The following is a 25,670-nucleotide window of genomic DNA, read 5'->3' on the forward strand; positions in this document are numbered from 1 at the left end:
ACGGAACGAGTGGTGTATTTGTACTATTCACTCGCTAGGATTGGTTTGTTTTTGGATCGTCGTTATGTCTGTCGCCCAAGTCAAAAATCTTCAGCGACGGCTCGACAATCTCGCCAGAGAAGCGGAAACCGAGCTCAATCGTGCCTGTGGTCATGAGCTCTGGCAAAGCGTTGGCTTTGATGCCTTTGATGGCATCGAGGACATCGATCGCCGTGCCAGTGCGAATTATTACTACGGTCAGTGGCAAACTGTTCGTGAGCTACAGGATGTTTTGGGCTAAGCCTGGTTAAGTATTTGATTCGGCCTTAAATCTTGCCTATGGCGTCTTGTTGCGGAGATAACTCATTGTCACTGGATCAAACGCAGGCGGTAGAGGACCGTTATGGCGCTGCTGCAGCGGTACAAGAAGCTTGCCTCTGCACTCCAGTGGCGTTTGATCCCTCCTTGCTGAAACCCATCCCCCAAGAAGTGGTGGACAGGGATTATGGCTGTGGTGACCCCACCCGTTGGGTGCGGTCTGGAGATGCGGTGTTGGACCTCGGAAGTGGAAGCGGAAAAAATGCCTTTATTTGTTCCCAGGTGGTCGGGGCAACAGGTCGAGTGATTGGTGTTGACCGCAACGCGGACATGCTGGCCCTCTCGCGTTCTGCAGCACCCGTCTTGGCAGAGCGGATTGGTTACGCCAATGTTTGCTTTCTTGAGGGTGCGATTGAGGCGCTTGATGCCAATGATGCTGAGGGAGAGCCCCTGGTGGCTGATGCCAGCGTTGATGTGGTGCTCAGCAACTGCGTGCTGAATCTGGTGAATCCATCCGCGCGTCAGCAGCTGTTGCAGAACATTCGGCGCGTGCTTCGGCCTGCTGGTCGCGTTGCAATCAGCGACATCGTGTGTGATCGCCCGGTGCCGATGGCTCTTCAGCAGGACGCCGAGCTTTGGAGTGGCTGCATTAGCGGGGCCTGGTTAGAGGAGGATTTTCTGGAGGATTTCCGAGCGCTGGGGTTTGAGCAGGTTCAGTACGCCGAGCGCTCTGAGACTCCTTGGAGAGTTGTTGAGGGCATTGAATTTCGCGCTGTCACCCTGACCGGTGCGTTGTCGAACGGCTAAGCAGCCGCTGCAAGCGCTGATCTTCTGCGCTGGTGACCTCGCGCCACATCCCTGCACTGAGGCCTTTGAGGCTCAACGTCGTGTCTCCATCCATCAAGTCGATGGAGTGACGAATCAGCCTGAGTGTGGGCAGGCCCACGGCTGCGGTCATCCGACGCACTTGGCGGTTGCGTCCTTCGCGAAGTTCAAGACAGAGCCAGCAGGTTGGAATCGAGCGACGTTCCCGAATCGGCGGATTGCGATCGCCGATGGTTTGTCTCTCGTGATCCGACAGGATCCTTGCTTTGGCAGGCCTGGACAGGCGCCCTTGAATCATTACTCCCCGCTGGAGTTGATCCAGTTGGTTGTCGTTCGCGCAACCCTCCACTTGAACCCAGTACTGCCGCCAGTGCCCAAAGCGAGGATCGGTGAGACGTTGTTGCAGACGACCGTTATCGGTGAGCAATAACAGCCCCTCACTGTCGGCATCGAGACGCCCAGCAGCGTAAACATTTGGAATTGGCACCCACTCCGCTAGGCATCCCCAGCGGCTCTGAGGTTCAGGTGTGAACTGACTCAGAACCCCATAGGGCTTGTGCAGAAGAAGGGTCAGTTGTGAGCTCCATAGCAGAGCAACCGTGGATCTCCCCAACGAAACGCGTTGTTGAGATGGTCGTTGTACAGATGCTTGATGTTGTCTGCTTGCATCTTCATCAGAGAGGCTTGGTTGAAACGTGCCCTTTCTCAGAAGCAAGTTTCAAAATGTGGGCTGGTGTGGGTGCCTGGCGCACCTGTTCCCGCAGCTCACAATCGGATTGAATCAGAGAAGTGAAAGCAGCCAGAGCTGATTCAGACACAGAAGCACTTCAGAACTTGCAAACAAGCTAATTCGCATTTTGACGGTTACGCCAGAGATTTACTGCCCCGATAGAAATAAGCAACAGGCCCAGGTCGAGGGAAAGCGGGGGGAGCATCAAAGGGCTGTTAGTAGAGGCGCTGACCCTAAAGAGAGTGACGGCGTAATGGTGGAAATGCTTTGGAGGTGGCCTCCTAAACTGATTTCAATGAAGACGATGACCCTGGCGCATGATTGAGACCTCGGGTGTGATTGAAAAAGAGCAGGGGAACGGGTTTTACCTCGTAACCCTGGAGCAGCCCGCTGGTCACCAGTGCTTGTGCCGCGCCGCTGGAAAGCTCACGAAATTCCGCATCAAATTGCTCGCAGGTGACAAGGTTCTGGTGGAAATCAGTCCCTATGACCTGACCCGTGGCCGGATCACTTACCGCGAGCGCAATGCGGGTGCACCGGGTGGACGTCCAGGCGGGAATCGTCCTGGTGGCCCACGCCGCCGTTAAGTCATCGGTTCTGGAGTTAGTGGCTCTTAAGAAGGGCCTCGATCGCACCTTTGAATTCACTGCGCTGTTTCACGCCGCGCCATTGCTGTTGGAGGGACTTGTCATAAAACAACTGGACCGTTGGGGTGCCGTTAACGCCTGCCTGTTCGGCAATGTCTTGATCGGCTTCGATGTCAATTTCGATGCCTTGAGCCTGTCCATTCAGTTCTGAAAGCACCCGTTTGAGCTGCGGCTTCAGCACATGACAGGGGCCACAGCTTGGGGAGCTGTAAATCACGAGCAGGGGCTTGTTGCTGTCGTGATACAGCTTGCGCAGGGCATAACTGCCCTTTTGCCATTCAGCATTGGCGTCGTAGGTGGCTTCCGTGGTCGCTTCTATGGCTTGTGGCGCCTTGGCTTTTTGAGGTTCAACCACCTCACGACTCACAAGCGTGGCCAAATCGTGATGGCTTAACCAGCGTTCTGCGGCAAGGGCCGCTTGGCAACCACTGCCTGCGGCAGTAATCCCTTGGCGCCACTCCGCATCGGCGACATCACCCGCTGCAAACACGCCTTCCAAGGAGGTCTCTGGCCTGCCGGGTTGGGTGACGAGGTAACCGCTGCGATCGCAATCCAGTTGGTCTTTCAACAGGTCTGTATTCGGAGTGTGGCCAATGGCGTAAAACATCCCCCGCACGGCCAATGATTCCTCCTTGCCGCTGTCTCGGTTACGCAGTCGTAAGCCGTTCATCCAGTCCGTTCCCTCGACGTCGAGCACCTCGGTGTTCCAGTGCACCGTGATTTGGGGATTGGCTTCAACGCGGTCAGTCATGGCCGCACTGGCGCGCAAGCGGTCTGAGCGCACCAACAGGTGCACATGACTGCCGTACTTGGTGAGATACACCGCTTCCTCGCAAGCGGAATCTCCTCCTCCGACCACTGCTAACTCCTCATTGCGGAACTGGGGAGTTGCACCATCGCAAATGGCGCAAGCGCTGATTCCCTGGCTCCAGAAGCGATCTTCGTTGGGTAAGCCCAAGCGGTTGGCGCTGGCGCCAGTGGCGATGATGATCGATTGGGTTTGGATCGTCTTGCCGTCCGCATGAATCCTGTAGGGGCGTTGGCTCAAGTCGATCACGTCAGCATCGGCTTCGAGCAGCTGAGTGCCCCAGCGCTCCGCCTGCGCCTTCATGAGATCCATTAGATCGGGGCCAAGGACCCCATCTGGAAAGCCGGGGAAATTTTCAACATGGGTGGTGGTCATCAGTTGACCACCAGGGATCCCGCCGCGCTGAAAACCCGTGATCAAGAGTGGGTTGAGGTTGGCTCTGGCCGCATAAATGGCTGCCGTATACCCAGCCGGGCCAGATCCGACGATCACTAGGTTCTCGCTTGCGCCCATGGCTTATGCGTATTGACTATGATTTGAATCTAAACGGATCCTGTTAGCGATCGCTTTGTTTTTAATGCTCAGCGTTTGTGAGATTTGGACAGAAAGATGTGTCGCAAAAGCAAGATTTAATAATTTGTTCAGATTCCGACCGAATCTTCCGCCCCTTCTTCGAGATCAAGGCCTTGTCGGTTTTCTGAAATTTGGCCCACGCTCATCACAGATTCAGCAAAAAGTTCCGGACTTTCGCCGATACATGTGATCCATTCCCTGAATTCTTGGGTCAATGCGTAGCTGTCTTCATAGCGCTCAGCGCTGTCCAGGGCTTTGATTCTGGTTGTTGCCCAGCAGGTGGCAACACTGACTCGGCGTTCAAGTGCTGCGTCCATGACTGACTCCCAGATTGAGACCACACTGCCTGTTGGAGTGCCAACTTCGTGTGTGATTTCGCACAACGTCGCATTTTTATTTCTACAGAGAAGTTTCTAATGATGCAAAAACTTGGGTAATTCGGGAGTTTTGAGTCGAATGACGGCACCGGCTCCATCGTTGACGGCTTCCAAGGGCAGGCTTGGACCCCTCCATGAGCTGGACTGCAGTGGGTCATCAGAATCCGCCTCCTGCGGTTGGGCTTGAATCCGATAGGGCTCTGAAAGCGACCAACTGCGCGCGTAGCTCATCAGCAACGGGTCCGCTGGAGCAAACACATAGGACGGGTCTCTTGGCACTGTTTCAGTTGCTGCCCTCGTGCTGCACATCCGCACGGCGCGGGTGATGCCTTGCACGAAGCGACTGCGGGTCACGACAGTGGTGAGGTAGGCGACAACACGCAACCTTGGGGCGTCGAAGCCTTCGGCGCACATGTCGATGCTCACAAGCCAGTCGGCACCCCCCTCTTGAAAGCTGCTGAGTCGTTCAGCAGCCTCTGGATCTTGCGAGTGGACGAGGTCCACCCGATCGCCCTGTTCTCTCAGCAGGGAGCTGATCGATCGGGCGTGAGCAATGTCTTTGGCGATCACAAGACCGCCAGCACTCGGGTGTTGTTCACGCACCTGATCCAGCTTGCGTCTGGCCCTAATCAAGAGTTGCTGCGCAATGCTGCTGCTATCGGAAAGACGGATTGCCCGACGCAAATTGCGTGCTCTCCAACTTTCACGCACCTCTTCAGAGAGTGGCGACACATCGCGATCAGGCTTCCCTGGATGGCTGTGCTCCACCCAACCGTCTTGGAAGCGAAATTCCAGTGGTCGCACATCGCCCGCCGCAATCAGCTCTCGGGGTTCAACGCAGAGGTCAGGGCTGATCTGTTCCACCAGCTGACCACCCTCCTGGATACGGATCCGTCTCGCAGCACAAAAGGCGAGATTGTCGGCCCTAAAGGGTGTCCCTGTGAGTCCCAGCCTCAGTCGAGCCTGGCTGCTGAGTTCTAAAAACGTGCGTCCCCAGACGGGACCATCTGGCTCGTCCGGGTCCACACCGAGGTGATGCGCTTCGTCCGCAATCGCTAAGAGTTGATCACCAGCCCATGACTCGAGCGCCTGTTTGAGCCCCTCGATCTGGCTCGCTGCCCCTTGGTAGGTGATCAGCCAACCATCGGCGTTCTGGATGGTTTGGCTCTGGATGTTGGGGGTCGATTCATTCCAGTGCTCGAGGCGTAGCCCCAGCCGTTCGGCTGATGTGCGCCATTGGCTGAGGATCGATGTGCGGTGACACATCACCAAAAAGCACTTCAGCTTGCCCTCTTGCTGCATGGCCTGGAATCCGAGCAGGGCCCCCAGGGTCTTGCCCGCACCAGGTCCTGCATGGATCAGCACATCGCGCCCGTGGTTTGCTTCTGGCTCCAGTCGTCTGCGCAGCAGCTGGACGAGTTGCTGTTGCCACTGACGGGGTTGGATCTTGCCTCGCGGGCCGTCTCCTGGGAGCTGAAACGAGGGAAGTGCGATCGGTCAGCCGCGAAAGTTAGGTCTTTCTAACCATTCCATCCGTTGATGCCACCCTTAGCTTCCAGCCAACAGCTCTTGGGGTTTCCGGCCCCCTGCCGCCATGGCCAAAAGCCGTCCTCGTTACCGATCCAATCCTGATCAGCGCCAACAGCTCGAGCATTGCTGGCCCCTGGAATGCGACATCGATCCTTTGATCTTGAGGCTGCGTTGGTTGCAGCACCAGAGGCAATGGCCCCTGGTGCAGGCGGTTGAGCAGGAGCTCCTTCCGCTGGTTTAGCCGGGGTTGAGGCCCTGCTTTAAAGCGATTCGCTGTGGTTGCAGAGCAAGCGCTCTACTTCCATTAATCCTTCTTCTGCAGCGGTTTGAGCCCGTTGCTGATTGCCGCCAGCCGCACTGGTGAGCTGGGCGACCACTCGCTCCAACATGGCGGTTTTCTTATCTTGGAGCATGGTCAGGATTTCGTCTTCGATCAGCTGACGCACGGCGTTGCTGCGCAGGTGATCATCTGAGGCTTCGTCAAAGGTTCCCTGAACGAGTTCTTGAATGAACAGACGGTGCACTTCGCTGCTGCGCAGGAAGCTTTCGGTGGCGTTGATCATTCCATCCACCAGCGTCCGATCCGGCTCGGCCTCTGTCTCGGACTGTTTGTTTTGCAATTTGAATTCCCAATCCAGGTGGCGTCGTTGCCAGCCCGCTGAGTGCAGGCTGGGCATCACCGATTGAGAAAAGGTGTCCACGGACATTTCGTAGATCCGTTCCGCAAGTCGCTCGCACCATTCCCGGCCATGTTCGGCGAGAAGTTCTTCCATGGTGTGGCGATTGACAGCATGCCCGCCGTGATGGCTATGGCAAACGCCATCGGGACATTCGATTGCGGAGAGACCCATGCGCTTATAGACAGAATCCTCTGATTAGCCACAGCTGCTTCACTAAGTCAGCTATTACAGAAAAGATGCGGTTTGGGAGCGACGACCCCGTAATCTCAGCTGGGTGGCGGCACAACGAACTTGCCCAGACTCCTTATCCCGATTGAAAGCGCAGCGGCTGAAACCCGTGTAGCTGCTTCACCCGAGACCCTTAAAAAATTCATTGCCCTCGGCTGCTCCGTAGCCGTTGAGCGTGGTGCCGGAGTGTCCTCCGGTTTTCTTGACGAGACTTACGCCAGTGCTGGAGCCGATTTGGTTGCTCCAGGAGAGGCTCAAGCCTGGGGTCAGGCCGACGTTTTGCTTTGTGTGCAAACCCCTAGTCCGGCAGCGCTCACTCGCTTGCGACGGGGTGCCCTGGTGGTGGGGATGTTGGCCCCCTATGGCAATCACGAGCTATCAGAAGCGTTGAAGGCTTGTGGCCTGTCGGCCATGGCCCTTGAACTTCTGCCTCGTATCAGTCGTGCCCAGTCTGCAGATGTTCTCTCGTCCCAGGCCAACATCGCTGGCTACAAGGCCGTGCTGCTTGGCGCTGCGGCTTTGGATCGCTATTTCCCGATGCTGATGACGGCAGCAGGCACCGTCCAACCCGCAAGGGTTGTGGTGCTGGGGGCTGGTGTTGCAGGTCTCCAGGCAGTTGCAACCGCTCGCCGTTTGGGTGCAGTGGTCTATGTGAGCGACATTCGCCCTGCCGTGAAAGAGCAGGTGGAGTCGCTTGGAGCCCGTTTCATCGATCCTCCGGAGATGGATGACAAGCCAGCCGAGTCGGGCGGTTACGCCAAGCAAGCGTCGGATGCGTTTCTGGCCGCGCAGCGACAACAGCTGTCCGACCAGCTCGCTCAGGCTGACGTGGCGATTTGTACGGCCCAAGTGCCCGGCAGGCGAGCCCCACGCTTGATCAGTGAGGACATGCTTGATCGCATGCGCCCCGGATCGGTGGTGGTGGACTTGGCCGTGGCTCAAGGCGGAAACTGTGCCGATACCGTGCCGTCCCAAACCGTGAACCGCAAAGGAGTGAAGCTGATTGGTGCGAACGAACTTCCCTGCAGCGTCCCGAATCACGCCAGCTCGTTGTACGCCCGAAATCTTTTGGCCTTGCTGCAACCCACTCTTCAAGACGGCCAGCTCACTCTCGACATCGAAGACGAGCTGATTGCTGGTTGTTTGATCGCTCATGACGGCAGCATTCGCCGTGGCGATGTTCTTACTCCTGGAGCTAACTAATGGATGCGAATTTCGTTGAATTCCTCTGGGTGCTGCTGCTAGGCAGCCTCTTAGGGCTTGAACTGATCGGCAAAGTGCCCCCCACGCTGCACACGCCGCTGATGAGCGGTGCGAATGCGATTTCGGGCATCACGGTGCTGGCCGCACTCACGGCAATTATCAAGGCGGATGGCAATCAGGCACTGCTCGTGCTCGGTTCGATCTCCCTTGGTTTTGCTCTGTTCAATGTGATTGGCGGATTCCTCGTCACCGATCGAATGCTGGCCATGTTTAGCCGCAAGCCTGCCCGTAAGGAGAACCGCTGATGTCTGATTTCTTGAAATACGCGATCGATCTGGTTGCGGTTCTGCTGCTGGCCCTCGGCATCAAGGGGCTGTCCAAGGTGCGTTCTGCGCGTGGAGCCAATCAATTGGCTGCGGTGGCGATGGGTCTGGCAGTGATCGGACTGCTCGGCAACTATCTCGGAACACCCAGCCTTAATGCCCAGGCTTGGGTCTGGATTATTGCCGGTACGGCCGTTGGTGGTGTGCTCGGTGCGATCACCGCTCAGCGCGTACCGATGACCTCCATGCCGGAGGTGGTGGCCTTGTTCAACGGTTGTGGCGGCATGTCGTCGTTGCTTGTGGCCCTGGCTGCGGCTCTTTATCCAGCGGCGCTAGATGCCACCGGGATCGTGGCATTGGTCTCGATTGTGATCTCTGTGTTTGTCGGTTCGATCACCTTTACCGGTTCGATCGTGGCGATGGCCAAGCTCCAGGGCTGGTTGTCCACACCGCCATGGATGCAGAGCAAGGCACGACATGTCGTGAACATTGCTTTGGCAGTGGTGGCGTTGATCGCTGCGGTGGAGATGATCCGCACCGGTGGAAGCGGTCTTTGGCTGCTGGTTGTGGCCTCTGCGCTACTGGGAATCGGCGTCACCCTGCCGATCGGTGGAGCCGATATGCCCGTGGTGATTTCGCTTCTGAACAGCTATTCCGGTGTGGCTGCTGCTGCTGCTGGCTTCGTTGTGGGAAGTCAGCTGCTGATCGTGGCTGGCGCCATGGTGGGCGCTGCCGGTTTGATCCTCACCCAGGTGATGTGCAACGGCATGAATCGCTCGCTGGTGTCGGTGCTGTTTGGTGGAGCGCTTGGTGCTTCGGCGGCAGCCTCCGGTGGTGGTGGCGAATACACCAACATCACCAGTTGCAGTGTTGAAGAGTGCGCCCTCACCCTTGAAGCGGCAGAACGGGTGATCATCGTTCCCGGTTATGGCCTCGCGGTGGCCCAAGCCCAGCACACCCTGCGCGAGGTGACCCGCTCCCTCGAAGCTGCTGGGATTGAAGTGGCCTATGCCATTCACCCTGTTGCGGGACGGATGCCCGGTCATATGAATGTGCTTCTTGCTGAAGCCGATGTGCCTTATGAGCAGCTCAAAGAGATGGATGTGATCAATCCTGAATTCCCTGCCACCGATGTGGTGCTGGTGCTGGGTGCCAACGATGTGGTCAACCCTCAGGCCAAGACCGATCCCAATTCACCGCTCTACGGCATGCCAGTGCTGGATGTGCAGCAGGCGCGCACCGTGTTTGTGGTGAAGCGCGGCATGAGTGCTGGATATTCCGGCATTAAAAATGACCTGTTTGAACTCTCCAACACCTCCATGGTGTTTGGCGATGCCAAGAAGGTGCTTGGAGATCTGCTGGGAGAGCTCAAGGAGCTCGGTGTTGGTAAGAAATAGATTCGCCTGTGAGCTGGCCTGATCCAAACCCAGACCCCCAGCTGCTGAAGCAACTGGGGGTTGCTCCATTTCAACAGCGTCTTCCCTGGTGGGGTGGCGACCTCCAGACGTTGAGGGACACGCTCCGTCCCGTGGATTTGCCGATCGATCAGGGGCAACCCCTAGAGATCCAAGTGCCTGCCCTGAGCAGTGGTGCAGCAGGATCTGGTGCGTTGCTCGCTTTCCTTGATTGCCCGCCAGAGCCAAAGGCAGTGGTGGTCATACTCCATGGTCTTGGTGGATCCAGTCGTCGCGAAGGCGTGCGCAGGCTTGGTGTAGCCCTTGGTAGAGAGGGTTATGCGGTGTTGCGCCTCAACATGCGCGGAGCTGATCCCGGCCGACATCTGGCGGGTGGCACCTATGCAGCTCAGTGCAACAGCGACCTTCTTCCTGTGTTGCATCGGGCGCGACAGCTCTGCCGCACCCTGACCCCAGAAGGGGCACCACTGCCCTTGTTTGGAGCTGGGCTTTCCCTGGGCGGAACCATGCTTCTCAATGCTTGCCTCTCAACGCAAGTTGAACGCGTTGCCGCCGGACTCGACCCAGCACGTCAGCCCCTGGATGGATTGTTCTGTGCCAGCAGCCCCTTGGATCTGGCGGCCTGCAGTGCCTCGATTGAACGCCCTCGAAATCGTGTGTACCAACGCTGGTTGCTGCAGCGCTTGGTGCGTCAGACGCTGGCTGATCCGTTTGGCGTGAGCGATCTGGACCTTGGACGATTGAGTGGTGCTGAGCAACCACGCACGATTCGTGCTTTCGATAGCAGCGTGACTGCTCCGCGTTGGGGATTTGTTGATGTGGATGCTTACTACCGGGAGGCTTCACCGCTCCAGCATTTGATCCAATCACCCCAGAATTTGCCTCCCACCCTGATGCTTCAGGCTCTGGATGATCCATGGGTGCCCGCGCGGTCGGCCCTCGATCTACGAGAGGCTGTCTCCACTCATCAGACCATTCAATTGATCTTCACGCGCGAAGGCGGTCACAACGGTTTTCATGGACGGGCTGGCTGTTGGGCCGATGCTCTGGCTGCGTCTTGGTTGCAAACGCTCATCTGAAGGTGCTGGTTTTCAGGACCCACTCTTCAATCGGTTGTCCTTGGATGATGTGTTGCTGAAGAATGCTGCTGATCCGGTCCGGCGTGACACCTCCGTACCAGGTGCCATCGGGCCAGACCAACAAGATGGGGCCTCGTTCGCAGATGCGTAAGCAATCGGCTTTGCTGCGCAGCACAATTCCTTGAGCGCGGCTTGGATTCTCAAGGTCCAACTCACGCACCTGTCGCTTGAGAGCCTCCCAACTGGCGGCACCGATCTCTGGATCACAGCACTTGGCTTTCGTTGGTGTGGCGCAGAGCAACAAGTGATGGCTTATCCGCTGGCTCATCCCCTGGCTCATGCGGCCAGCGATGCGCTCGCCATGCGTTTCGTGCCCCGGTTCACCTGCTCGCGCACGGCCTGGCGTGCCCATTGATCCACCGCCAACACATCATCAAGGCAAGGGTTGGCGGCGAGATCGGGTTTGTGTTGCTCACAGGCTCCCTCGATCATCTTGGGGATGTCGAGAAAGTGAATCTTCTCCTCGAGGAATTGGGCAACGGCCTCTTCATTGGCTGCATTGAGTACAGCGGGCATGGTGCCGCCGGCACGCCCTGCGGCGTAGGCCAGGTCCATGCAGGGATATTTGGCTGGATCCGGTGCGCGGAAACTCAATTGCCCCACTTCGGTGAGATCGAGACGTCGCCACGGGGTCTCAAGCCTTGAAGGCCAACTCATGCAGTAGAGGATCGGCAGCTTCATATCGGGCCAGCCGAGCTGGGCTAACACCGACGAATCGGCAAGCTCCACCATCGAATGGATGATGCTTTGAGGATGAATCACGATCTCGATGTGGTCGTAATCCAGCCCGAATAGATAGTGAGCCTCAATCACCTCCAACCCTTTGTTCATCAACGAGGCTGAATCCACGGTGATTTTTTTCCCCATGCTCCAGTTGGGATGGGAGGTGGCATCGGCTACCGTTGCTTTTTCAAGATCAGCGGCTGACCAATCGCGAAAGGCGCCGCCGGAGGCGGTGAGTTGAATGCGGCGCAGGCCAGGCGTTGGAACCCCAGTGGAGAGACGGGCGGTGTCGCTCCAAGGTGTTCCTTGCAGGCATTGGAAGATGGCGGAGTGTTCCGAGTCGGCAGGAAGCAGGCGACTGCCGCTTTTCTTCAGCTCAGGAAGGACCACTGGACCAGCGGCAATCAGCGTTTCCTTGTTGGCAACGGCGAGGTCTTTGCCCGCTCGAATCGCCGCCAGGGTGGGCAACAGTCCGGCGCAGCCCACGATTCCGGTGACGACGAGATCAGCCGAATCCCAGGACGCCACCACATCAAGGCCTTCAGGCCCACCCACCAAGTGCGGCAAGGGTTCCGGGCGTGTGTCTGCCGGCAGGGCCATCAGCCTGTCTTTGAGCTCAGCAAGCAGCGCTGGATCCGCTAGGGCCACAACATCAGGGCGATGCCTCTGGATTTGAGACACAAGCAGGCTGAGATTGCGCCCAGCGCTGAGCGCCACCACCCGAAATTGATCGGGGAAATCCTCAACGATCTCCAGCGTCTGCGTGCCAATGGAGCCAGTGGAGCCCAGAACGCTGATGGCTTTCACAGGGATCCAGGCAATTGATCACAGTTTCCCACCTCAATGCCTGCGCCTGGCAAACTTCGCAGCATTACGGATGAACTCAGGCTGATGGCGCTGAAGGAGCACTGGCGGTCCGGATTTGGATTTGTGTTGGCCGCGGCTGGTAGCGCCGTGGGGTTGGGCAACCTCTGGGGTTTTGCCTATCGCGCCTCCCAGGGAGGTGGAGGCGCCTTCCTGCTGCTCTACGTGCTGATCGTGTTGTTGGTCTGCTTGCCGGTGTTGGTGGCGGAGATGGTGCTGGGTCGGAGTACGGCCCAAAGCCCGTTGTTGGCTCCTGTGGCGGCGGCGGGAGAGGCTTGGCGGCCGCTGGGATGGCTGTTTGTAATGGCTTCCTGCGGGATTTTGGCGTTCTATGCGGTGCTGATGGGGTGGACGGCTCACACCCTCGTTCATGCCCTATGGGTGGGGTTGCCAGAAGATATGGACACCGCTAAATCGCTGTTTGCATCGGTGAGTACGGGCAATAGCGCCCTGCTTGGCCAAGGGGGAAGTCTTGCCTTAACCGCTGCGGTGGTGGCTGCTGGCGTGCAGGGAGGAATCGAGCGTCTGTCGCGTTGGGCGCTGCCTCTGTTGTTTGTGTTGTTGGTTGGCTTGGCCCTTTGGGCCGCCACGTTGTCTGGAGCTGTGGGCGGATACCAAACCTTTTTGGTGCGTTGGGATTCAACGCAGCTGCTCAACCCCACCACCATTCGCAATGCCTTTACCCAGGCCTTTTTCTCGATCGGCACTGGAATCGGGTGCATCCTTGCCTATTCGGCCTATCTGAAAAGCAGTGCGCGTCTGCCCAGAGAAGCGATCGCGGTGGTGGGTTTGGATACGGCCGTGGGGCTGTTGGCTGGCCTGATCACATTTCCGGTGGTGATCAGCTTTGGTCTGCAGGAAACAGTGAGTGAGTCCACTGTTGGGGCCTTGTTTTTAGCGATACCCACCGGACTTGCTTCCCTTGGCCCCGCAGGGCGCTTGGTGGCCGTGCTCTTCTTTTCACTGGCCTATCTAGCAGCGATTACCTCATCGGTGTCGCTGCTAGAAGTCCCCGTGGCTTCCTTGATGGATCGCTTGGGCTGGTCCCGCAGGCGATCGGCATGGCTGATGGCGGTGCTGATTTTTATTGCAGGCCTTCCGGCTGCAATGTCGATTCCGGTGTTGGAGGTGATGGATTCGATCTTTGGCGGTGTGCTGCTGATTTTGGGAGGACTGTTAATCGCCCTGCTTGTGGGCTGGGTGGTTCCGAAACGGTTCCAGAAGGATCTCCAGGGCTCCCAGACGTCTGCGGGTTTAATCCGCTTGATGCTGTTTTTTCTGCGCTGGGTGTCTCCTGCGGTGATCACTGCTGGGTTATTAATCAGTGTTGTTGATTTATGGCGTCAATGGTTCCCGGCGGCTTGATTGCTCACAGCATGCGACGGAGTTTTTAAAACTTTCTCTGTACAAATTCAGTGGCAAGGCGAACCTCTAGGAGGAAGGAGATCGAGGCCAGCGTTAACATTCCCATGGTGGTGATGAATAGAGGCGCAACAATTGCGGTTAAGTCAACTTGAGCGATAACGCCCATAAATATTGCTGAAACAACAATCGAAAGTAAAAGGGTTGCGCAGGTGAGGAGCGAGATCGCCCGCAGAATGTGTTGCATGCGCCGCTTGCAATACCTGCGGTCAAAGTCATCTCCTCGGGCATCCGATTCGCTGAGTCGGCGAGCTTGATCAGCAACGCGGGCGAGCCTGGCGGAAAGAACGTTGAGAAGGGCCCCGATCCCGGCGAGCAAAAACACCGGTGAAACCGAAAGCTGAATCGCCTTGGACAGGCTTTCAGGTTGCAAGGTTGTGAATTCCAAGAAATGGAGCGTAAGTCAAATGGTGTCAGCAATCCGGTAGACAGGAGCCTCTGTGGACGCGGTTCAATGTTGTGGCTCAAGCGTTGGAATTTTATTGAGCGGGCCCGATTGGAACGGGAGCTTTGGGATGCATTCGAGGCCAAGGACGATATTGAAGCCATGGTGAATGGGCTCAAGGCTCGTATCGAAGCGATGGATCCGACTGACCCTGAGCTCGGCGATCAAAACTTCCGTCTGGAGGTCTGGATGACCACCATGGAACGCATTCGCAAGATTGAAGCGTTGATGGCTGGTAAGCAGCGTTAGAGCATTCTCCAATCGGTGAGTCCACCTGGCTTATCGATGAGCTCAATGCCTTGGTCACTGAGGGTCTTGCGGATGCGATCCGCTTCTAGATAATTTTTCGCTTGTTTCGCTGCTTTGCGATCGGCAATCGCCTGTTCAATCGCTTGCGCATCGACGGAATCATTGTCTGATGGTTTGGAGTCGTTGGTTTCGCTGCGTAAACCAAGAACGGCAGCCAGTTCGCGCAACACCATCCAGCGTGTGTGCTGTTCGCTCAGTTCGTTGGCTGGCTGGTCAGGCTGGTCGCCTCGATCCAGGCGATTGGCTAATCCGCGGAGTGGACGGGCGAGATCAAACAGCACGGCTAGGGCACCAGAGCTGTTGAGGTCATCATCCATGGCGGCGATGAACCGTTGCTCAAGCTCTTCAAAGGGGCCGTTGGCGCTCAGTCCAGCGCTGACTGCTTCCACGCTGAGGGCCGTTTGATCGCCCCATCCCAAAGCGGCGGCGTGGTTTTCCCCCAATTTGAGCGCTGCATTCAATCCTTTCCAGCCTGTGGTGGCTGCTTCCAGTGCTTCGGGAGTGAAGTCCAGGGGCTTGCGGTAGTGGGCTTGCAGCACAAACAGGCGCAGGGCCATTGCGGAGAGTCCGCTTTGTAGGAGTGCGCGGATTGTGGTGAAGTTGCCGAGTGATTTGCTCATCTTTTCTCCACCCACATTCACCATGCCGTTGTGCAGCCAAACCCGCGCTAGTTCGGATCCTGTGGCTGCTTCCGACTGGGCGATTTCATTTTCATGATGGGGAAAGACCAAATCAGCTCCGCCGAGATGGATGTCGATGGTGTCGCCGAGTTCTTCACGAACCATCGCCGAACATTCGATGTGCCATCCGGGGCGTCCGTCGCCCCAGGGAGATGGAAAGCTTGGCTCATCGACTTTTGCGCGTTTCCAAAGGGCGAAATCAAAGGGGTGCCGCTTGCGTGCTTCTTCCGCATCGGCGACGCGACCCGCAGCATTCTCCTGTTGCTCATTGAGGTCTCGACCGCTGAGCTTTCCGTAGCCCGCGTGCTTCATCACGGCGAAATAGACATCGCCATCTGCGGAGTAGGCCGCACCTTTGGCTTCAAGCTCTGCGATTAAGCCACGGATGCTGTCGAGACAACGGGTGGCGCGGGGCATGCGGTCAGGGCGCAAGATCCCAAGAGCATCCATGTCCTGATGAAAGGCATCGATGTTTCGCTCGCTCACCTCATCCATGGATGAGGATTCTTCAGCAGCACGTTTGAGGATCTTGTCGTCAATGTCGGTGAAATTTTGAACGAACGTCACCGCGTAGCCGCACCAGATCAAGTAGCGACGCAACACATCCCAGTTGATGTAGCTGCGGGCATGACCGAGATGGCAGAGGTCATAGACCGTGACCCCACAGCAATAAATGCTCACCTCTCCTGGTTTAAGTGGGAGAAAGGGTTCCGTGCGGCGGGTGATGGTGTTGGTAAACCGCAGGGAAGACATCAGGCTCAAAAAGGGGAATCAAATCACGGTTGATGCCTGGCAGCGCAGACCAAAAACCTTTGATGGATGTTAGATCCGAGCAAGTGTTTGAGCTCAGGCGATCGAATCGCAAGATTCAGACTGTTGGGTCTGAAGTGGATGCGTAGCTTGCAAGCATGCTCGCTTCCTGCTTTGATCTATTTTAGGCCTTGCTAAATTTGATCAAAAAAGAATTTAAATCCTGGCTCTAATTCAAACAGATTGATCTATTGCATTTTGAAAATATATTATCTCTTGGTTTAGGTAGAAGTGTCCAGATTCCTTTTTGTCCGATTATTTGCATTCCATCCAATTGGCTCCACGTCCTGTTTCTACCTCTAAGGGAACAGAAAGATGGATGGCATTTTTCATGGTTTGCACCACGAGTTCCTGAATAACGTCAAGCGCCTCGGGTTCTGTTTCGAGCACGAGTTCATCATGCACTTGTAGAAGAAGTCTTGCTGGCAAATTTTTGCTTTCAAGTTCTGCTTGAAGCTGCACCATCGCCAGCTTGATGATGTCGGCACTGGAACCCTGGATGGGAGCATTGGCCGCGGCGCGAAGTTGCTGCGCCTCCATTCCGCCGCGTCGCGCCACGTCCAAATTGATCTCGAGTGGATCCATGCCGCTGAGGCGGCCCAGACCATTGCGATCGAAGTGGAAAGGACGCCTGCGCCCCAAAATGGTTTCCACATAGCCTTGGCTGAGGGCGAGACGTTCTTGAAGTTCAAGAAAAGCGAAGACCTTGGGATAGCGCTGTTTGTATTTGCTTAAAAAGTCTTTTGCTTCGCTTTGGCTGACACCTGTTTCGCGCGCGAATCGCTGGGCACCCATGCCATAAATCACGCCGAAATTGATCGTTTTGCCTAAGCGTCGTTCGTCGGCCGACACCTCGTCTTTGTCGAGAAGCAAGCGAGCGGTGAGGGCATGCACATCGTCTCCATCGCGATAAGCCTGTTGCAGGACTTCTTCTCCGGATAGATGCGTGAGGATGCGTAGTTCGATTTGGGAATAATCGGCGCTGAGCAATTGCCAGCCCTGTTGGGGCAGAAACGCCTTGCGAATTCTTCTGGAAAATTGGGTCCGAATAGGAATGTTCTGCAGGTTGGGGTTGCTGCTGCTTAGCCGGCCTGTGGCGGTCACAGCCTGATTGAAGTCGGTGTGGACCCGTCCGGTTTCAGCTTCCACCAGTTGCGGCAAGGCATCCACATAGGTGCTCTTCAATTTGCTCAGCACCCGATGTTCAAGCACCAGGGGCACAACGGGGTGATCGTGTTCCAGCTTCTCGAGCACGGTGGCATCAGTGCTGTATCCGGTTTTGGTGCGACGTGATTTTTTGCGGTCCAGTCCGAGGGTGTTGAACAGCAATTCACCGAGTTGCTTCGGGGACGCGAGGTTGAAATCCACCTCTGCAACTTGTTTTGCTTTCGATTCCAGTTGTTCGAGAGTGGCTCCGATTTCTGAGGAGAGCCCCGCTAGGTAGGGCACATCGATGCGAATACCGGTGGCCTCCATCACGGCCAGCACGGGCTCAAGGGGCAGCTCCACTTTGCTGAGCAAGTCCGGAAGCTGGGGGCCTAATTCCTCCAGTTGCTTGTTGAGGTCGATCGCGAGTTTGCGGGTGAGATACACATCCATGCCGCAGTACTGAGCGGCTTGTTCCAGGGGCACCTCGGAGAAATTGCTGGCCTTGCCGTCTTTGGCTTTGCCCACCAGATCACTAAACAGGGTGGGACGAATGCCGTAATCCCGCTCGGCCATCACATCCAGGCCATGTTTCGCTGCCGCATCCCTGAGGTAATCAGCCAGCAGGGTGTCCATGACGACGCCGGCAAGGGGGAGGCCGTGTCTCAACAAAATCAGGCGATCGTATTTGGCGTTCTGGAGCGCCTTGGGGTGCTCGTTACTGGCCAACCAAGGAGCAAAGGCTTGCAGCACCGTTTCCAGTGGCAATTGCTCTGGATCAGGGTCTCCGCGATGACTCACTGGGATGTAAGCCAAATCGCTAGCTGCTGCTCCCCAGCAGACGCCAATCCCTACGAGTTGAGCTCGGAATGGATTGAGGTCGGTGGTTTCCGTGTCGAGGGCAACGGGGGCCAGGGGATCACGGCAGCTCATTAACTGCTTCAGCAGCGTCTTGAGTTGATCAAGGTTTTGAACGAGTCCAGGTTGTAAGAGCGGTTGGGTTTGGCTGGAAGCGGCGGCGGATGTCGCTTCGGCTGGCGCATCGAGTCCTGATGGTTCAGCTGATTTTGTGGCCTCAGCCTTGATGGTTCGTGGCTCCTCCGCTGTGGCAAGGAGATGGGCATTGGCCGCTAATCCACCACTGGAAAAGGTGGCCACAAAGTTGGGGACCTGACGGATCAGGCTGTTCAGCTCGAGCTCCTGCAGACGCTGACTCAGGCCCTCACCGTCAACACTGCCCAGGTCGAGTTTGGGCTCCTCTGGCAAGGGAATGTCCACCAGGATTTCAGCCAGGTGCCGTGACAGGTAGGCATTGTCTTTGTCGTTGGCAAGTTTGGCTTTCAGTGCCCCTTTAATGGCGCCTCGACTCGCGTTTGGCCCCTCCTCTTCCACTTCGGCCAGGGCCCGATACACCCCATCGAGATCGTCGTTGTCTTTCAGCAGGCTGATCGCTGTTTTTGGACCCACTCCCTTCACGCCAGGAATGTTGTCGGAGCTATCTCCAGTAAGAGCCTTGAGTTCAACCACCTTGGTGGGAGCCACGCCGAGCTTGGCTTGTACGCCAGCTTCATCGATCAAGGTGGGACCGCTGCTTTTGGCATAGGGCCCGCCGCCCATGTAAAGGACAGCGATGTTGCGACTGTCGTCCACCAGTTGGAAGAGGTCGCGATCGCCGCTCAGAATGCGCACGCTCCAGCCATCGGCCGCGGCGCGGTTGGCCAGGGTGCCGAGCACATCGTCGGCTTCAAAGCCCGGGGCCAGGCAGAGCGGCAGTTGCAGCTGGGTCTTCAGAATCTCTTGGAGCTGCTCAAGGTCTTGGAAGAAGTGAGCGGGTGCGACGTCGCGATGAGCTTTGTAGTTGGGATCTGCCTTATGGCGAAAGGTGGGTTCAGCCGTATCGAAGGCGATCGTCACACTGTTGGGCTTCAGCCCTTTGCAGTTATCGAGCAGAGCCTTGAGAAATCCATAGGTCACGCTCGTTGGAATTCCATCTTTGGTGGCCAGTCCACCCTCACCGCCTTTGCTGAAGGCATAAAAACTGCGGAACGCCAGTGAGTGTCCGTCCACCAGCAGAAGCAGGGGTTGATCGGAGGTGGGGCTCATGGGTTTCGGCAGGGGTGGGCTGAATTAGTCGCGTTGTTTCGCCCAGGGCGGCAAATCGATGAACACCAGGGTTCCAGGTTTCACTCCGGAGAGAATCGCACTCTGGCTGCCGCCGCTAGAGCCAAGTTCGATGGCCTGGAATGTGGGTTGATCGTTCTTGCCCACCAACAACACGCCTGGTTTGCCATCCTCCGTCACGATCGCCACGGTTGGCACCAAGGTGCTTGCTGCGGTGCGTCCGGTTTGAAAGTTCACGTCTGCCGTCATGCCGATGCGCAGGATCGGAGGTGGATTCAGAAGGGTGAGTTCCACTTCAAACGAGATCACATTGTTGGTTTTCTCGGCGCGCGGTGCGATGTCGCGAACTTCAGCGGCAAAACTTTGATCAGGGAACGCATCAACGCGGACGTTTGCAACCTGGCCGATTTTGATACGACCGATATCACTTTCTGGAACTTTTGCTGTGACTTCAAGGCCCTGGGAGAGCTCAACAATCGAGGAGCTAGTGGCGCCTGCTGATGAGGATGCTGCGGTGGTGGGTGTCACAAAGGAGCCGGGTTCGGCATAGCGCTCTGTAATCACCCCGCTGAATGGGGCCCTGATTAAGAGTTCACCACCCTCCACATCTCGCTGCTGAATCCTTTCTTGTGTCGCTTCAAAATTGGCTTTGCTACTGAGGTAGCGGGCTCGATAATCATCTCTATCTGCTGCGCTAATCGCACCACTAGCAAATAACGTCTGACGGCGTTTGTAGTCAGAGGCTTTGGCTTCATAGTCGGCTTTGGCTTGACGCGCCAAAGCCAGGAATTCATCCATACGGTCTTGAAAGTCTCCCCGATCCATGCGAGCAAGCACCTGCCCTTTCTCAACGCGGACTCCTTCATCAACGAGCAAGGCATCGAGTAATCCCTGCCGTTTTGGGCTCACGTTGACGCGGCGAATCGCCTCTAGCTCGCCGCTAGCGGTGACCACACCAGGAAGGGAGCCACGGGTGGCTTCAACGGTGTAGTCGGATAGGTCGCGACTTCCGCTGCGGTTGCTGGTCAGCATCCAAACCAAACTGCCACCGCCCACAACTGCTGCAGCTACGCCAGCCATGACCAGGCGTTTGCGTCGTCTTCGATTTCCGCTGAGGCGAGTAAGAGAGGTCAAGTCATGGTCCTTGGCGAGTAATGGGGTTTGCCGTTGTTGGCTGACCATGACTGCGCCTGTATCAGAACTTCACACATAGTCTCGCTTGTGTCCTGATGAATTGACACGTCAGTTTGAAATTTGCACGCTCTAGTTACGTTTTCGTGCTTGTGACGTGTCTTTACTGCGGTTTGTGCGCGCAAAAGCTGCTGAGGGCAGGTGGATAGATTTGACCACATGCTTAAAGCTGGAATCGTCGGATTGCCCAACGTTGGCAAATCCACCTTGTTCAATGCCCTGGTGGCTAATGCGCAGGCTCAGGCTGCCAATTTTCCGTTCTGCACGATTGAGCCGAATGTGGGCACAGTGGCGGTTCCCGATGACCGCCTCCAAAAGCTCTCCGACCTCAGCAAGAGCAAAGAGCTGATCCCCACGCGGATGGAGTTTGTGGATATCGCCGGTTTGGTGAAGGGTGCCAGTCAAGGCGAAGGCTTGGGCAATAAGTTCCTGTCCAATATTCGTGAGGTCGACGCGATTGTTCATGTGGTGCGTTGCTTTGAAGACGACGATGTGATTCACGTGTCTGGATCGGTGGGACCTGCTCGCGATGCAGAGGTGATCAATCTTGAGCTTGGCTTGGCCGATCTCTCTCAGATCGAAAAGCGGCGGGAGCGGCTGAAGAAGCAAATGCGCACGAGTAAAGAAGCGCAGGTGGAAGATGAGGCGCTTGCACGCATCCAAGAGGTGCTCGAAGCCGGTGGCGCCGCACGCAGCATTGAGCTGAGCGATGAAGAAGCTCTGATGATCAAGCCGCTCGGACTGCTCACCGCCAAGCCAATTATTTACGCCACCAATGTGAGCGAAGACGACTTGGCTGCGGGCAATAGCTACTGCGAAGAAGTTGCGGCCCTTGCCGAGAAAGAAGGTGCTGAGTCCGTCCGCATTTCAGCTCAGGTGGAAGCCGAGTTGGTTGAGTTGGGTGCTGAAGAATGCGCTGATTATTTGCAAGGGCTGGGCGTAAGTGAAGGAGGGTTGCGCAGTCTCATTCGTGCCACCTATCGCTTGTTGGGTTTACGCACCTATTTCACAACTGGTGAAAAGGAAACACGGGCTTGGACCTTCCGTGCCGGGATGACCGCACCGCAAACAGCAGGGGTGATTCACACTGATTTTGAACGTGGATTCATCCGTGCTCAAACCATCGGTTGGGAGAAGTTGCTGGAGGCTGGCTCACTTTCTGAAGCTCGAAATAAGGGCTGGTTGCGCAGTGAAGGGAAGGACTATCTCGTGGCCGAGGGTGATGTGATGGAATTTTTGTTTAATGTTTAATCGGCTCTCTGGTTTCTTCAATAGAATTGCTAATCCCATAAGGCCTGAAACAAAGTAATTCGCTTGCCTTGTTGCATCAACTTGTCTATAGGGCTGCGGTAGGAATGGGCCGCAAGCAAGAGTCGTCTTATCGCTACTAGTTACTGTGACTTGCTAAACAATAACTGTTAGGAGTAGTAGCCATCCGAACTTATTCTTCATTGCTTAGTTAGTCAGTTGAATTCAGAGAAACCATCTTCTAAATCCCACATCCAGAGGAGTTCCAAGCTGCCTTCGATTTCTTCCTGCGCCTCATCATCATTGACAAGATTGCAGGAGTAGAGTTTTGCGTAGTTGAATTTCTCAGGATTATCTTTGTAGGCTTCCTTTATTTGTTTGACCATCAGTTTGAGAGCAACTAATGCTTTCTTTTTGTTGGTGAATGTTTCCCAAGCACTTTCAGCGACAGTTGTAATGCAGACAATCCTGTAGAACTTAATTGGTTTGGTCATCAGCGTCATTGGCTCGTAGTTCGATCAGCAGCTCCTGAAGCCGAGCCAGCGTTATCTGAATGTCGAATGTCAACGGTTGACGGTAACTGCTTAAAGCATTGCCCGTGGCAATAAAAACCCCCTACTCATGGAGGGGCGGACAGGAAGACAAGTTAGGCGTCTCATTTGCCGCCAATATGAAAGACGTCTGGAACATGATTGCAAATGCATAACTCTGCTGATGTGCACTGGCGTTCTAGCAGATATTGCTTCTAAAAGATTCTGAATTCTTAAAAACATTATTTAAGAATCACCGAAATCGATTGTTAATGGTAAATGGCTCGCACTTAAAGTTGCGTGTATGAAGCCAATAATCCTAGAATATGATCCCAGCAAATATCGATTTCAGGAATGGGCTTGCCAAGTTCTTGGGGTTGCAAGCCTCGAGACGGCTCACGCATCAGATCAAGTCAAGATATTAAACAGAAGTCCAACCCAAAACCAGCTAGCAGATTCTTTTGATGAAATTTTTGAGAATTATTGTTCATTTATATCCGATATCATTGTAGATAAAATTGGAAAGATTGCCTCTTACCAGAGTCCACCATCTTTTCGCTTTCATTACTGTGGACTAGGGAGTAGTGTTTTTCACAAGGATCGAGACTTTGGTGTTGAACAAGGAAGATTGAATATTTGGGTCCCTCTTACCAAGGTATGGGGGGATAATAGTCTTTGGGTTGAAAGTAAGATTGGGGCCAAAGATTTTAAGCCAATTACAATGCATCCAGGGCAGGTTTTGGTTTTTGATGGTGTTAATCTCGGGCATGGATCAAAAATAAATACAACGATTTCGAGCCGTGTAAGTTTCGACTTTCGTGTTATGCCAGGCCCCGGTCCTGCCATGCCAGCTTCCTATTGACTTCTAATAAGGTTATAGAATGATCAATAAGATAAAAACCCCGCTTTTGGCGGGGCTGGTAAATATTGAGTTGGGAGTTTGATGCGATGCCTATCTACCTTGCGGTTTTAGCTAGGGAAGTGACCAAGACTTTGCAAGGAAAGCTAGGAAGTGTATTCCTCAGGATTAACTCATCAGATAAGTTTTCTGGCAAATAAAGTTATTGTATTTGTTTGTCAAAGAGCTTCAATGGCTTCCATTGCTGGAACAAATTGTGTGCTGTTTTGATTGAAATCTGTGCACTCTTGATTCATGGCCTCACTGACCAGCTGGATGGTTTGGGTGGCTTGGGAAGACTTTAGCCACTTCTTTTGCGATTCCCAGTTGTTGTTTTTAATTGCTGCTTCCACGATTAGATCAGCGCGCTTTTGGCTGTAGTCAGCGTGCAGCACTTTGCAGGCTGCATAAGCCGATTGACCTACGAGTGCTCGGCGCATGTCTTGCTCGGACGTCTGGTTGGTCTGGGCTTGTGCGCCACTCCAAACGATCGCCTGACTCAGCATCAAACCAAGGCTGATCCAGAGCAAATGTTTGCGGGGCATCATCGGCTTACTCATAGGGCGCGCTGAAAGTCTCGCCTGTGGCCATCGGGATGGTGAGTTCCTCTCTCCATTGGCTCAGCGGTTTCTCCCAGCCTTCCTCCCAGCGCTGCAAAACCAGCGGCTTGGCCTGCAGGCCGACGCGCTGACCGTGAGCAATGGCGCGACTGATCGCTTCGTGGTCAGTGGGTTGAAAGCGGAAGGCCTTAAAGCTGGCCAGAAGATTGAGCAGCACGTAAGCGGGGAAGCCAATCTGGGTGGCGGTGATCGCCAACACGGCCGACTCCCCCTGCGCTTGGGTGTTGAGCCCAGCGATCACGTGATGAATGTCGTGGGTGGTAGCGATGCGTTGGGTGAGCCAGAGGGCTTCCGTGCTCGTGTCTCGAGGACGGAAAAAGTCGGCGTCGTAATTCAAGCGGCGAATCATTCCCGCATAGGCCCGGCCCAGTGTTCCTTCCGGAAGCAACTCCAGCGTTTCAATGTTTGGTTGAAAGGCTGGGAAGCGCTGTTCCATCATCTCGGCACCGCCAGGTAAGGCCTTAAAGCGCGCGATCGAAACGTCCATGGCCTCACTGTCGAGGAAGTTGTCAATCAGGTCACCCACCCCTTTGAGTGAACCTTCCGTGACTGCAATCTCGCGCAGGATGCGCAGATTTTTAATGGAGCGCAGCAGCTCGCGGGTTCGTGGCATCTAGGGGTTCCTCGATCGGGCTCGCACTCAAATTAGGTTTGTAGCGTGGACGAACGGCCTTCAGCAGGGGAACCACCGCTAAACAGGTGCAAGCCATCAACAACCAAAGCACCAAGCCGTGGCCCTGTTGGTCTAAGAGGGCACCTGCTAGTAGAGGTGCTGCGATGGCACTGATCGCAAAGCACTGCGAGAACAAGGCCATCGCTAAACCGCGATGTTGCAGTGGCGTTTCTTCCACCATGGCTTCTGCCGCCGTTGGTAAAAAAGCAGCCTCTCCAAAGGCGATTGGAACCATCGCAAGCGCAATCAGGCTGCTGCCTCCCGACCAGAGCGCGGACCCAGCCAATAAGAGGCAGCCTGTGATGAATCCGAGCAGACCCATGCCTAAGCCAAAACGCAGACTTCGCTTTGCAACCCAATTGCCGATCGGCCACTGAAGCACCATCAACAGAAGGAGCTGCCAAGCAATCAAGCCGCCGCTGGAGGCTTCGCTGAGCGGTGCGCGGGCAATCCCTCCTCGTACCATGTCCAGCGGAAGGGCGCTTTGCATTAAAGACACAATTCCAGTGGCGACTACGCTCACAACCAGCACTGGAATGAGGGGAAGAAGCCAGTGCCAGCCTGCCTCTGAGTTGGCTATAGCCTTCGTCTTGGCGTCGCTGTTCGACGCTGTTTCAGCCTTGAGTTTGTGATTGTTGGTTGTCGTGGCGCTGGCATGCAAAAGCGCTGCCCGTCCGTCTGGCAGGGGCGTGAGCAACAACACCACCAGCATGCTCAACACGGCCGCGGCCTCCACCGCATAGACCATCCGGATCATCTCCATGGCGGTTAAAACCGCACCGAGTAAGGCGCCAGTGGCGACTCCTAAGGCGTCGGCGCTGCGAGCGAGAGCGTATCCACGGCTGGAATTAAAACCGCTGCAGCTCAAGGGAACGGCCAATTCAATGGCAGGGAAATAAAGGCCAGCCGCTACACCGATCAGCAACTGTCCAACGAGGTATCCGTTAAAGCCTGTGGCCTGAAACAGGACCAAATCCGCCATTAAGGCGAGCAGGGCAGCGGCTCGAACTGGCCATGAGCAGGTCAGCCCGCGGTCCAGCAAGACGCCACTCAACAGCCTTGCCACCGTGCCGATCAAGGCAGAGGCCGCCAAGCCTTGACTCACTTGCACTGCCGTGAAGCTGGCCTGGTGAAACACGATCGGTGTCAGATAAATGACACCACCCGCTCCAAAAGATGCGAGCAGGCGAATAAACGCCACTTCTTGCAAAGGTG

The 25,670-nt window shown here is 55.8% G+C and carries 28 protein-coding genes; 12 read left to right on the forward strand and 16 right to left on the reverse strand.

Features of this window, described 5'->3' with window-relative positions; genetic code table 11:
- The first annotated feature begins 64 nt into the window (after positions 1–64).
- Positions 65–280, forward strand: coding sequence for a hypothetical protein (locus SynPROS91_RS03930; protein ID WP_186518588.1), 216 nt, complete (start codon positions 65–67; stop codon positions 278–280).
- Positions 281–318: 38 nt separating this feature from the next.
- A complete protein-coding gene (locus tag SynPROS91_RS03935) occupies positions 319–1,104 on the forward strand; it encodes a methyltransferase domain-containing protein (protein WP_186519419.1) in 786 nt (261 codons plus the stop codon).
- On the opposite strand, the gene SynPROS91_RS03940 is transcribed toward SynPROS91_RS03935, so the two are convergent.
- Together SynPROS91_RS03940 and SynPROS91_RS12155 are read right to left on the reverse strand one after the other, a co-directional pair.
- Positions 1,073–1,735 (reverse strand): pseudouridine synthase, encoded by a 663-nt coding sequence (locus SynPROS91_RS03940; RefSeq protein WP_255439920.1) that lies wholly within the window; start codon positions 1,733–1,735, stop codon positions 1,073–1,075. The two genes, SynPROS91_RS03935 and SynPROS91_RS03940, sit on opposite strands and share 32 nt — an antisense overlap.
- A gap of 61 nt (positions 1,736–1,796) precedes the next feature.
- A complete protein-coding gene (locus SynPROS91_RS12155; RefSeq protein ID WP_255439921.1) occupies positions 1,797–1,940 on the reverse strand; it encodes a Nif11-like leader peptide family natural product precursor in 144 nt (47 codons plus the stop codon).
- Between the two features lie 229 nt (positions 1,941–2,169).
- On the opposite strand from SynPROS91_RS12155, the gene infA reads away from it, so the two are divergent.
- Positions 2,170–2,439 carry a translation initiation factor IF-1 gene (infA, locus tag SynPROS91_RS03950; RefSeq protein WP_006041809.1) on the forward strand — a complete coding sequence of 90 codons (270 nt, stop codon included), beginning with the start codon at positions 2,170–2,172 and terminating at the stop codon, positions 2,437–2,439.
- Positions 2,440–2,455: 16 nt separating this feature from the next.
- On the opposite strand, the gene trxB is transcribed toward infA, so the two are convergent.
- From trxB to SynPROS91_RS03965, 3 genes are all read right to left on the reverse strand, one after another.
- Entirely contained in the window at positions 2,456–3,820 is a 1,365-nt protein-coding gene (gene trxB, locus SynPROS91_RS03955) for a thioredoxin-disulfide reductase (RefSeq protein ID WP_186518590.1), read from the reverse strand.
- Positions 3,821–3,948: 128 nt separating this feature from the next.
- Positions 3,949–4,197: a hypothetical protein gene (locus SynPROS91_RS03960; RefSeq protein WP_186518592.1), complete on the reverse strand. Its 249-nt coding sequence runs from the start codon at positions 4,195–4,197 to the stop codon at positions 3,949–3,951.
- A 96-nt stretch (positions 4,198–4,293) separates the two neighbouring features.
- A complete protein-coding gene (locus SynPROS91_RS03965) occupies positions 4,294–5,703 on the reverse strand; it encodes a DEAD/DEAH box helicase (RefSeq protein ID WP_370586792.1) in 1,410 nt (469 codons plus the stop codon).
- Positions 5,704–5,851: 148 nt separating this feature from the next.
- On the opposite strand from SynPROS91_RS03965, the gene SynPROS91_RS03970 reads away from it, so the two are divergent.
- Positions 5,852–6,028 carry a hypothetical protein gene (locus SynPROS91_RS03970; protein WP_186518594.1) on the forward strand — a complete coding sequence of 59 codons (177 nt, stop codon included), beginning with the start codon at positions 5,852–5,854 and terminating at the stop codon, positions 6,026–6,028.
- A gap of 19 nt (positions 6,029–6,047) precedes the next feature.
- Here SynPROS91_RS03970 and SynPROS91_RS03975 read toward each other — a convergent pair whose 3' ends face one another.
- Positions 6,048–6,638, reverse strand: a complete 591-nt coding sequence (locus SynPROS91_RS03975; protein ID WP_186518596.1) for an EF-1 guanine nucleotide exchange domain-containing protein — start codon at positions 6,636–6,638, stop codon at positions 6,048–6,050.
- Positions 6,639–6,758: 120 nt separating this feature from the next.
- Between SynPROS91_RS03975 and SynPROS91_RS03980 the strand changes: the two genes are divergently transcribed.
- Genes SynPROS91_RS03980 through SynPROS91_RS03995 form a run of 4 tightly spaced genes read left to right on the forward strand, consistent with a single transcriptional unit; the run spans position 6,759 to position 10,715 of the window.
- Positions 6,759–7,898, forward strand: coding sequence for a Re/Si-specific NAD(P)(+) transhydrogenase subunit alpha (locus tag SynPROS91_RS03980; RefSeq protein ID WP_186518598.1), 1,140 nt, complete (start codon positions 6,759–6,761; stop codon positions 7,896–7,898).
- Positions 7,898–8,203 carry an NAD(P) transhydrogenase subunit alpha gene (locus SynPROS91_RS03985; protein ID WP_186518600.1) on the forward strand — a complete coding sequence of 102 codons (306 nt, stop codon included), beginning with the start codon at positions 7,898–7,900 and terminating at the stop codon, positions 8,201–8,203. The genes SynPROS91_RS03980 and SynPROS91_RS03985 overlap by 1 nt, the downstream gene beginning before the upstream one ends.
- The gene (locus SynPROS91_RS03990; protein ID WP_186518602.1) at positions 8,203–9,618 is read left to right on the forward strand and encodes an NAD(P)(+) transhydrogenase (Re/Si-specific) subunit beta; all 1,416 of its coding nucleotides are present in this window, start codon (positions 8,203–8,205) and stop codon (positions 9,616–9,618) included. Before SynPROS91_RS03985 ends, SynPROS91_RS03990 begins: the two co-directional genes overlap by 1 nt.
- 8 nt (positions 9,619–9,626) lie before the next feature.
- Entirely contained in the window at positions 9,627–10,715 is a 1,089-nt protein-coding gene (locus SynPROS91_RS03995; RefSeq protein ID WP_186518604.1) for a YheT family hydrolase, read from the forward strand.
- On the opposite strand, the gene SynPROS91_RS04000 is transcribed toward SynPROS91_RS03995, so the two are convergent.
- Entirely contained in the window at positions 10,708–11,043 is a 336-nt protein-coding gene (locus SynPROS91_RS04000; RefSeq protein ID WP_186518606.1) for a ferredoxin, read from the reverse strand. The two genes, SynPROS91_RS03995 and SynPROS91_RS04000, sit on opposite strands and share 8 nt — an antisense overlap.
- A gap of 8 nt (positions 11,044–11,051) precedes the next feature.
- A complete protein-coding gene (locus SynPROS91_RS04005) occupies positions 11,052–12,305 on the reverse strand; it encodes a 1-deoxy-D-xylulose-5-phosphate reductoisomerase (protein WP_186518608.1) in 1,254 nt (417 codons plus the stop codon).
- 84 nt (positions 12,306–12,389) lie between these two features.
- Between SynPROS91_RS04005 and SynPROS91_RS04010 the strand changes: the two genes are divergently transcribed.
- Positions 12,390–13,727, forward strand: coding sequence for a sodium-dependent transporter (locus tag SynPROS91_RS04010; protein ID WP_186519425.1), 1,338 nt, complete (start codon positions 12,390–12,392; stop codon positions 13,725–13,727).
- A 25-nt stretch (positions 13,728–13,752) separates the two neighbouring features.
- Here the strand turns inward: SynPROS91_RS04010 and SynPROS91_RS04015 are convergent, their stop codons facing one another.
- Entirely contained in the window at positions 13,753–14,172 is a 420-nt protein-coding gene (locus tag SynPROS91_RS04015) for a DUF2721 domain-containing protein (protein ID WP_186518610.1), read from the reverse strand.
- A gap of 66 nt (positions 14,173–14,238) precedes the next feature.
- On the opposite strand from SynPROS91_RS04015, the gene SynPROS91_RS04020 reads away from it, so the two are divergent.
- A complete protein-coding gene (locus tag SynPROS91_RS04020; protein ID WP_186519427.1) occupies positions 14,239–14,478 on the forward strand; it encodes a hypothetical protein in 240 nt (79 codons plus the stop codon).
- Here the strand turns inward: SynPROS91_RS04020 and cysS are convergent.
- From cysS to SynPROS91_RS04035, 3 genes are all read right to left on the reverse strand, one after another.
- Complete coding sequence (gene cysS / locus SynPROS91_RS04025) at positions 14,475–15,971, reverse strand: cysteine--tRNA ligase (protein WP_186518612.1); 1,497 nt, start codon at positions 15,969–15,971, stop codon at positions 14,475–14,477. The two genes, SynPROS91_RS04020 and cysS, sit on opposite strands and share 4 nt — an antisense overlap.
- Positions 15,972–16,283: 312 nt before the next feature.
- Positions 16,284–19,277 carry a DNA polymerase I gene (polA, locus tag SynPROS91_RS04030; RefSeq protein ID WP_186518614.1) on the reverse strand — a complete coding sequence of 998 codons (2,994 nt, stop codon included), beginning with the start codon at positions 19,275–19,277 and terminating at the stop codon, positions 16,284–16,286.
- Positions 19,278–19,301: 24 nt separating this feature from the next.
- The gene (locus SynPROS91_RS04035; protein ID WP_186518616.1) at positions 19,302–20,477 is read right to left on the reverse strand and encodes an efflux RND transporter periplasmic adaptor subunit; all 1,176 of its coding nucleotides are present in this window, start codon (positions 20,475–20,477) and stop codon (positions 19,302–19,304) included.
- Between the two features lie 168 nt (positions 20,478–20,645).
- Here SynPROS91_RS04035 and ychF point away from each other — a divergent pair, with 168 nt between their 5' ends.
- The gene (gene ychF, locus SynPROS91_RS04040) at positions 20,646–21,737 is read left to right on the forward strand and encodes a redox-regulated ATPase YchF (protein WP_186519429.1); all 1,092 of its coding nucleotides are present in this window, start codon (positions 20,646–20,648) and stop codon (positions 21,735–21,737) included.
- 212 nt (positions 21,738–21,949) lie between these two features.
- Here the strand turns inward: ychF and SynPROS91_RS04045 are convergent, their stop codons facing one another.
- Complete coding sequence (locus SynPROS91_RS04045) at positions 21,950–22,228, reverse strand: hypothetical protein (protein WP_222929401.1); 279 nt, start codon at positions 22,226–22,228, stop codon at positions 21,950–21,952.
- A 340-nt stretch (positions 22,229–22,568) separates the two neighbouring features.
- On the opposite strand from SynPROS91_RS04045, the gene SynPROS91_RS04050 reads away from it, so the two are divergent.
- Positions 22,569–23,126, forward strand: coding sequence for a hypothetical protein (locus SynPROS91_RS04050; protein WP_186518620.1), 558 nt, complete (start codon positions 22,569–22,571; stop codon positions 23,124–23,126).
- 215 nt (positions 23,127–23,341) lie between these two features.
- Here the strand turns inward: SynPROS91_RS04050 and SynPROS91_RS04055 are convergent, their stop codons facing one another.
- Genes SynPROS91_RS04055 through SynPROS91_RS04065 form a run of 3 tightly spaced genes read right to left on the reverse strand, consistent with a single transcriptional unit; the run spans position 23,342 to position 25,656 of the window.
- On the reverse strand, positions 23,342–23,722 hold the full coding sequence (locus tag SynPROS91_RS04055) for a hypothetical protein (protein ID WP_255439922.1): 381 nt from the start codon (positions 23,720–23,722) through the stop codon (positions 23,342–23,344).
- Positions 23,715–24,395 carry a Coq4 family protein gene (locus SynPROS91_RS04060; protein ID WP_186518622.1) on the reverse strand — a complete coding sequence of 227 codons (681 nt, stop codon included), beginning with the start codon at positions 24,393–24,395 and terminating at the stop codon, positions 23,715–23,717. Before SynPROS91_RS04060 ends, SynPROS91_RS04055 begins: the two co-directional genes overlap by 8 nt.
- Positions 24,361–25,656: an MFS transporter gene (locus tag SynPROS91_RS04065; protein WP_186519433.1), complete on the reverse strand. Its 1,296-nt coding sequence runs from the start codon at positions 25,654–25,656 to the stop codon at positions 24,361–24,363. The genes SynPROS91_RS04060 and SynPROS91_RS04065 overlap by 35 nt, the downstream gene beginning before the upstream one ends.
- Positions 25,657–25,670: the final 14 nt, after the last annotated feature.

Source organism: Synechococcus sp. PROS-9-1, from assembly GCF_014279775.1.
Taxonomy (GTDB): domain Bacteria; phylum Cyanobacteriota; class Cyanobacteriia; order PCC-6307; family Cyanobiaceae; genus Synechococcus_C.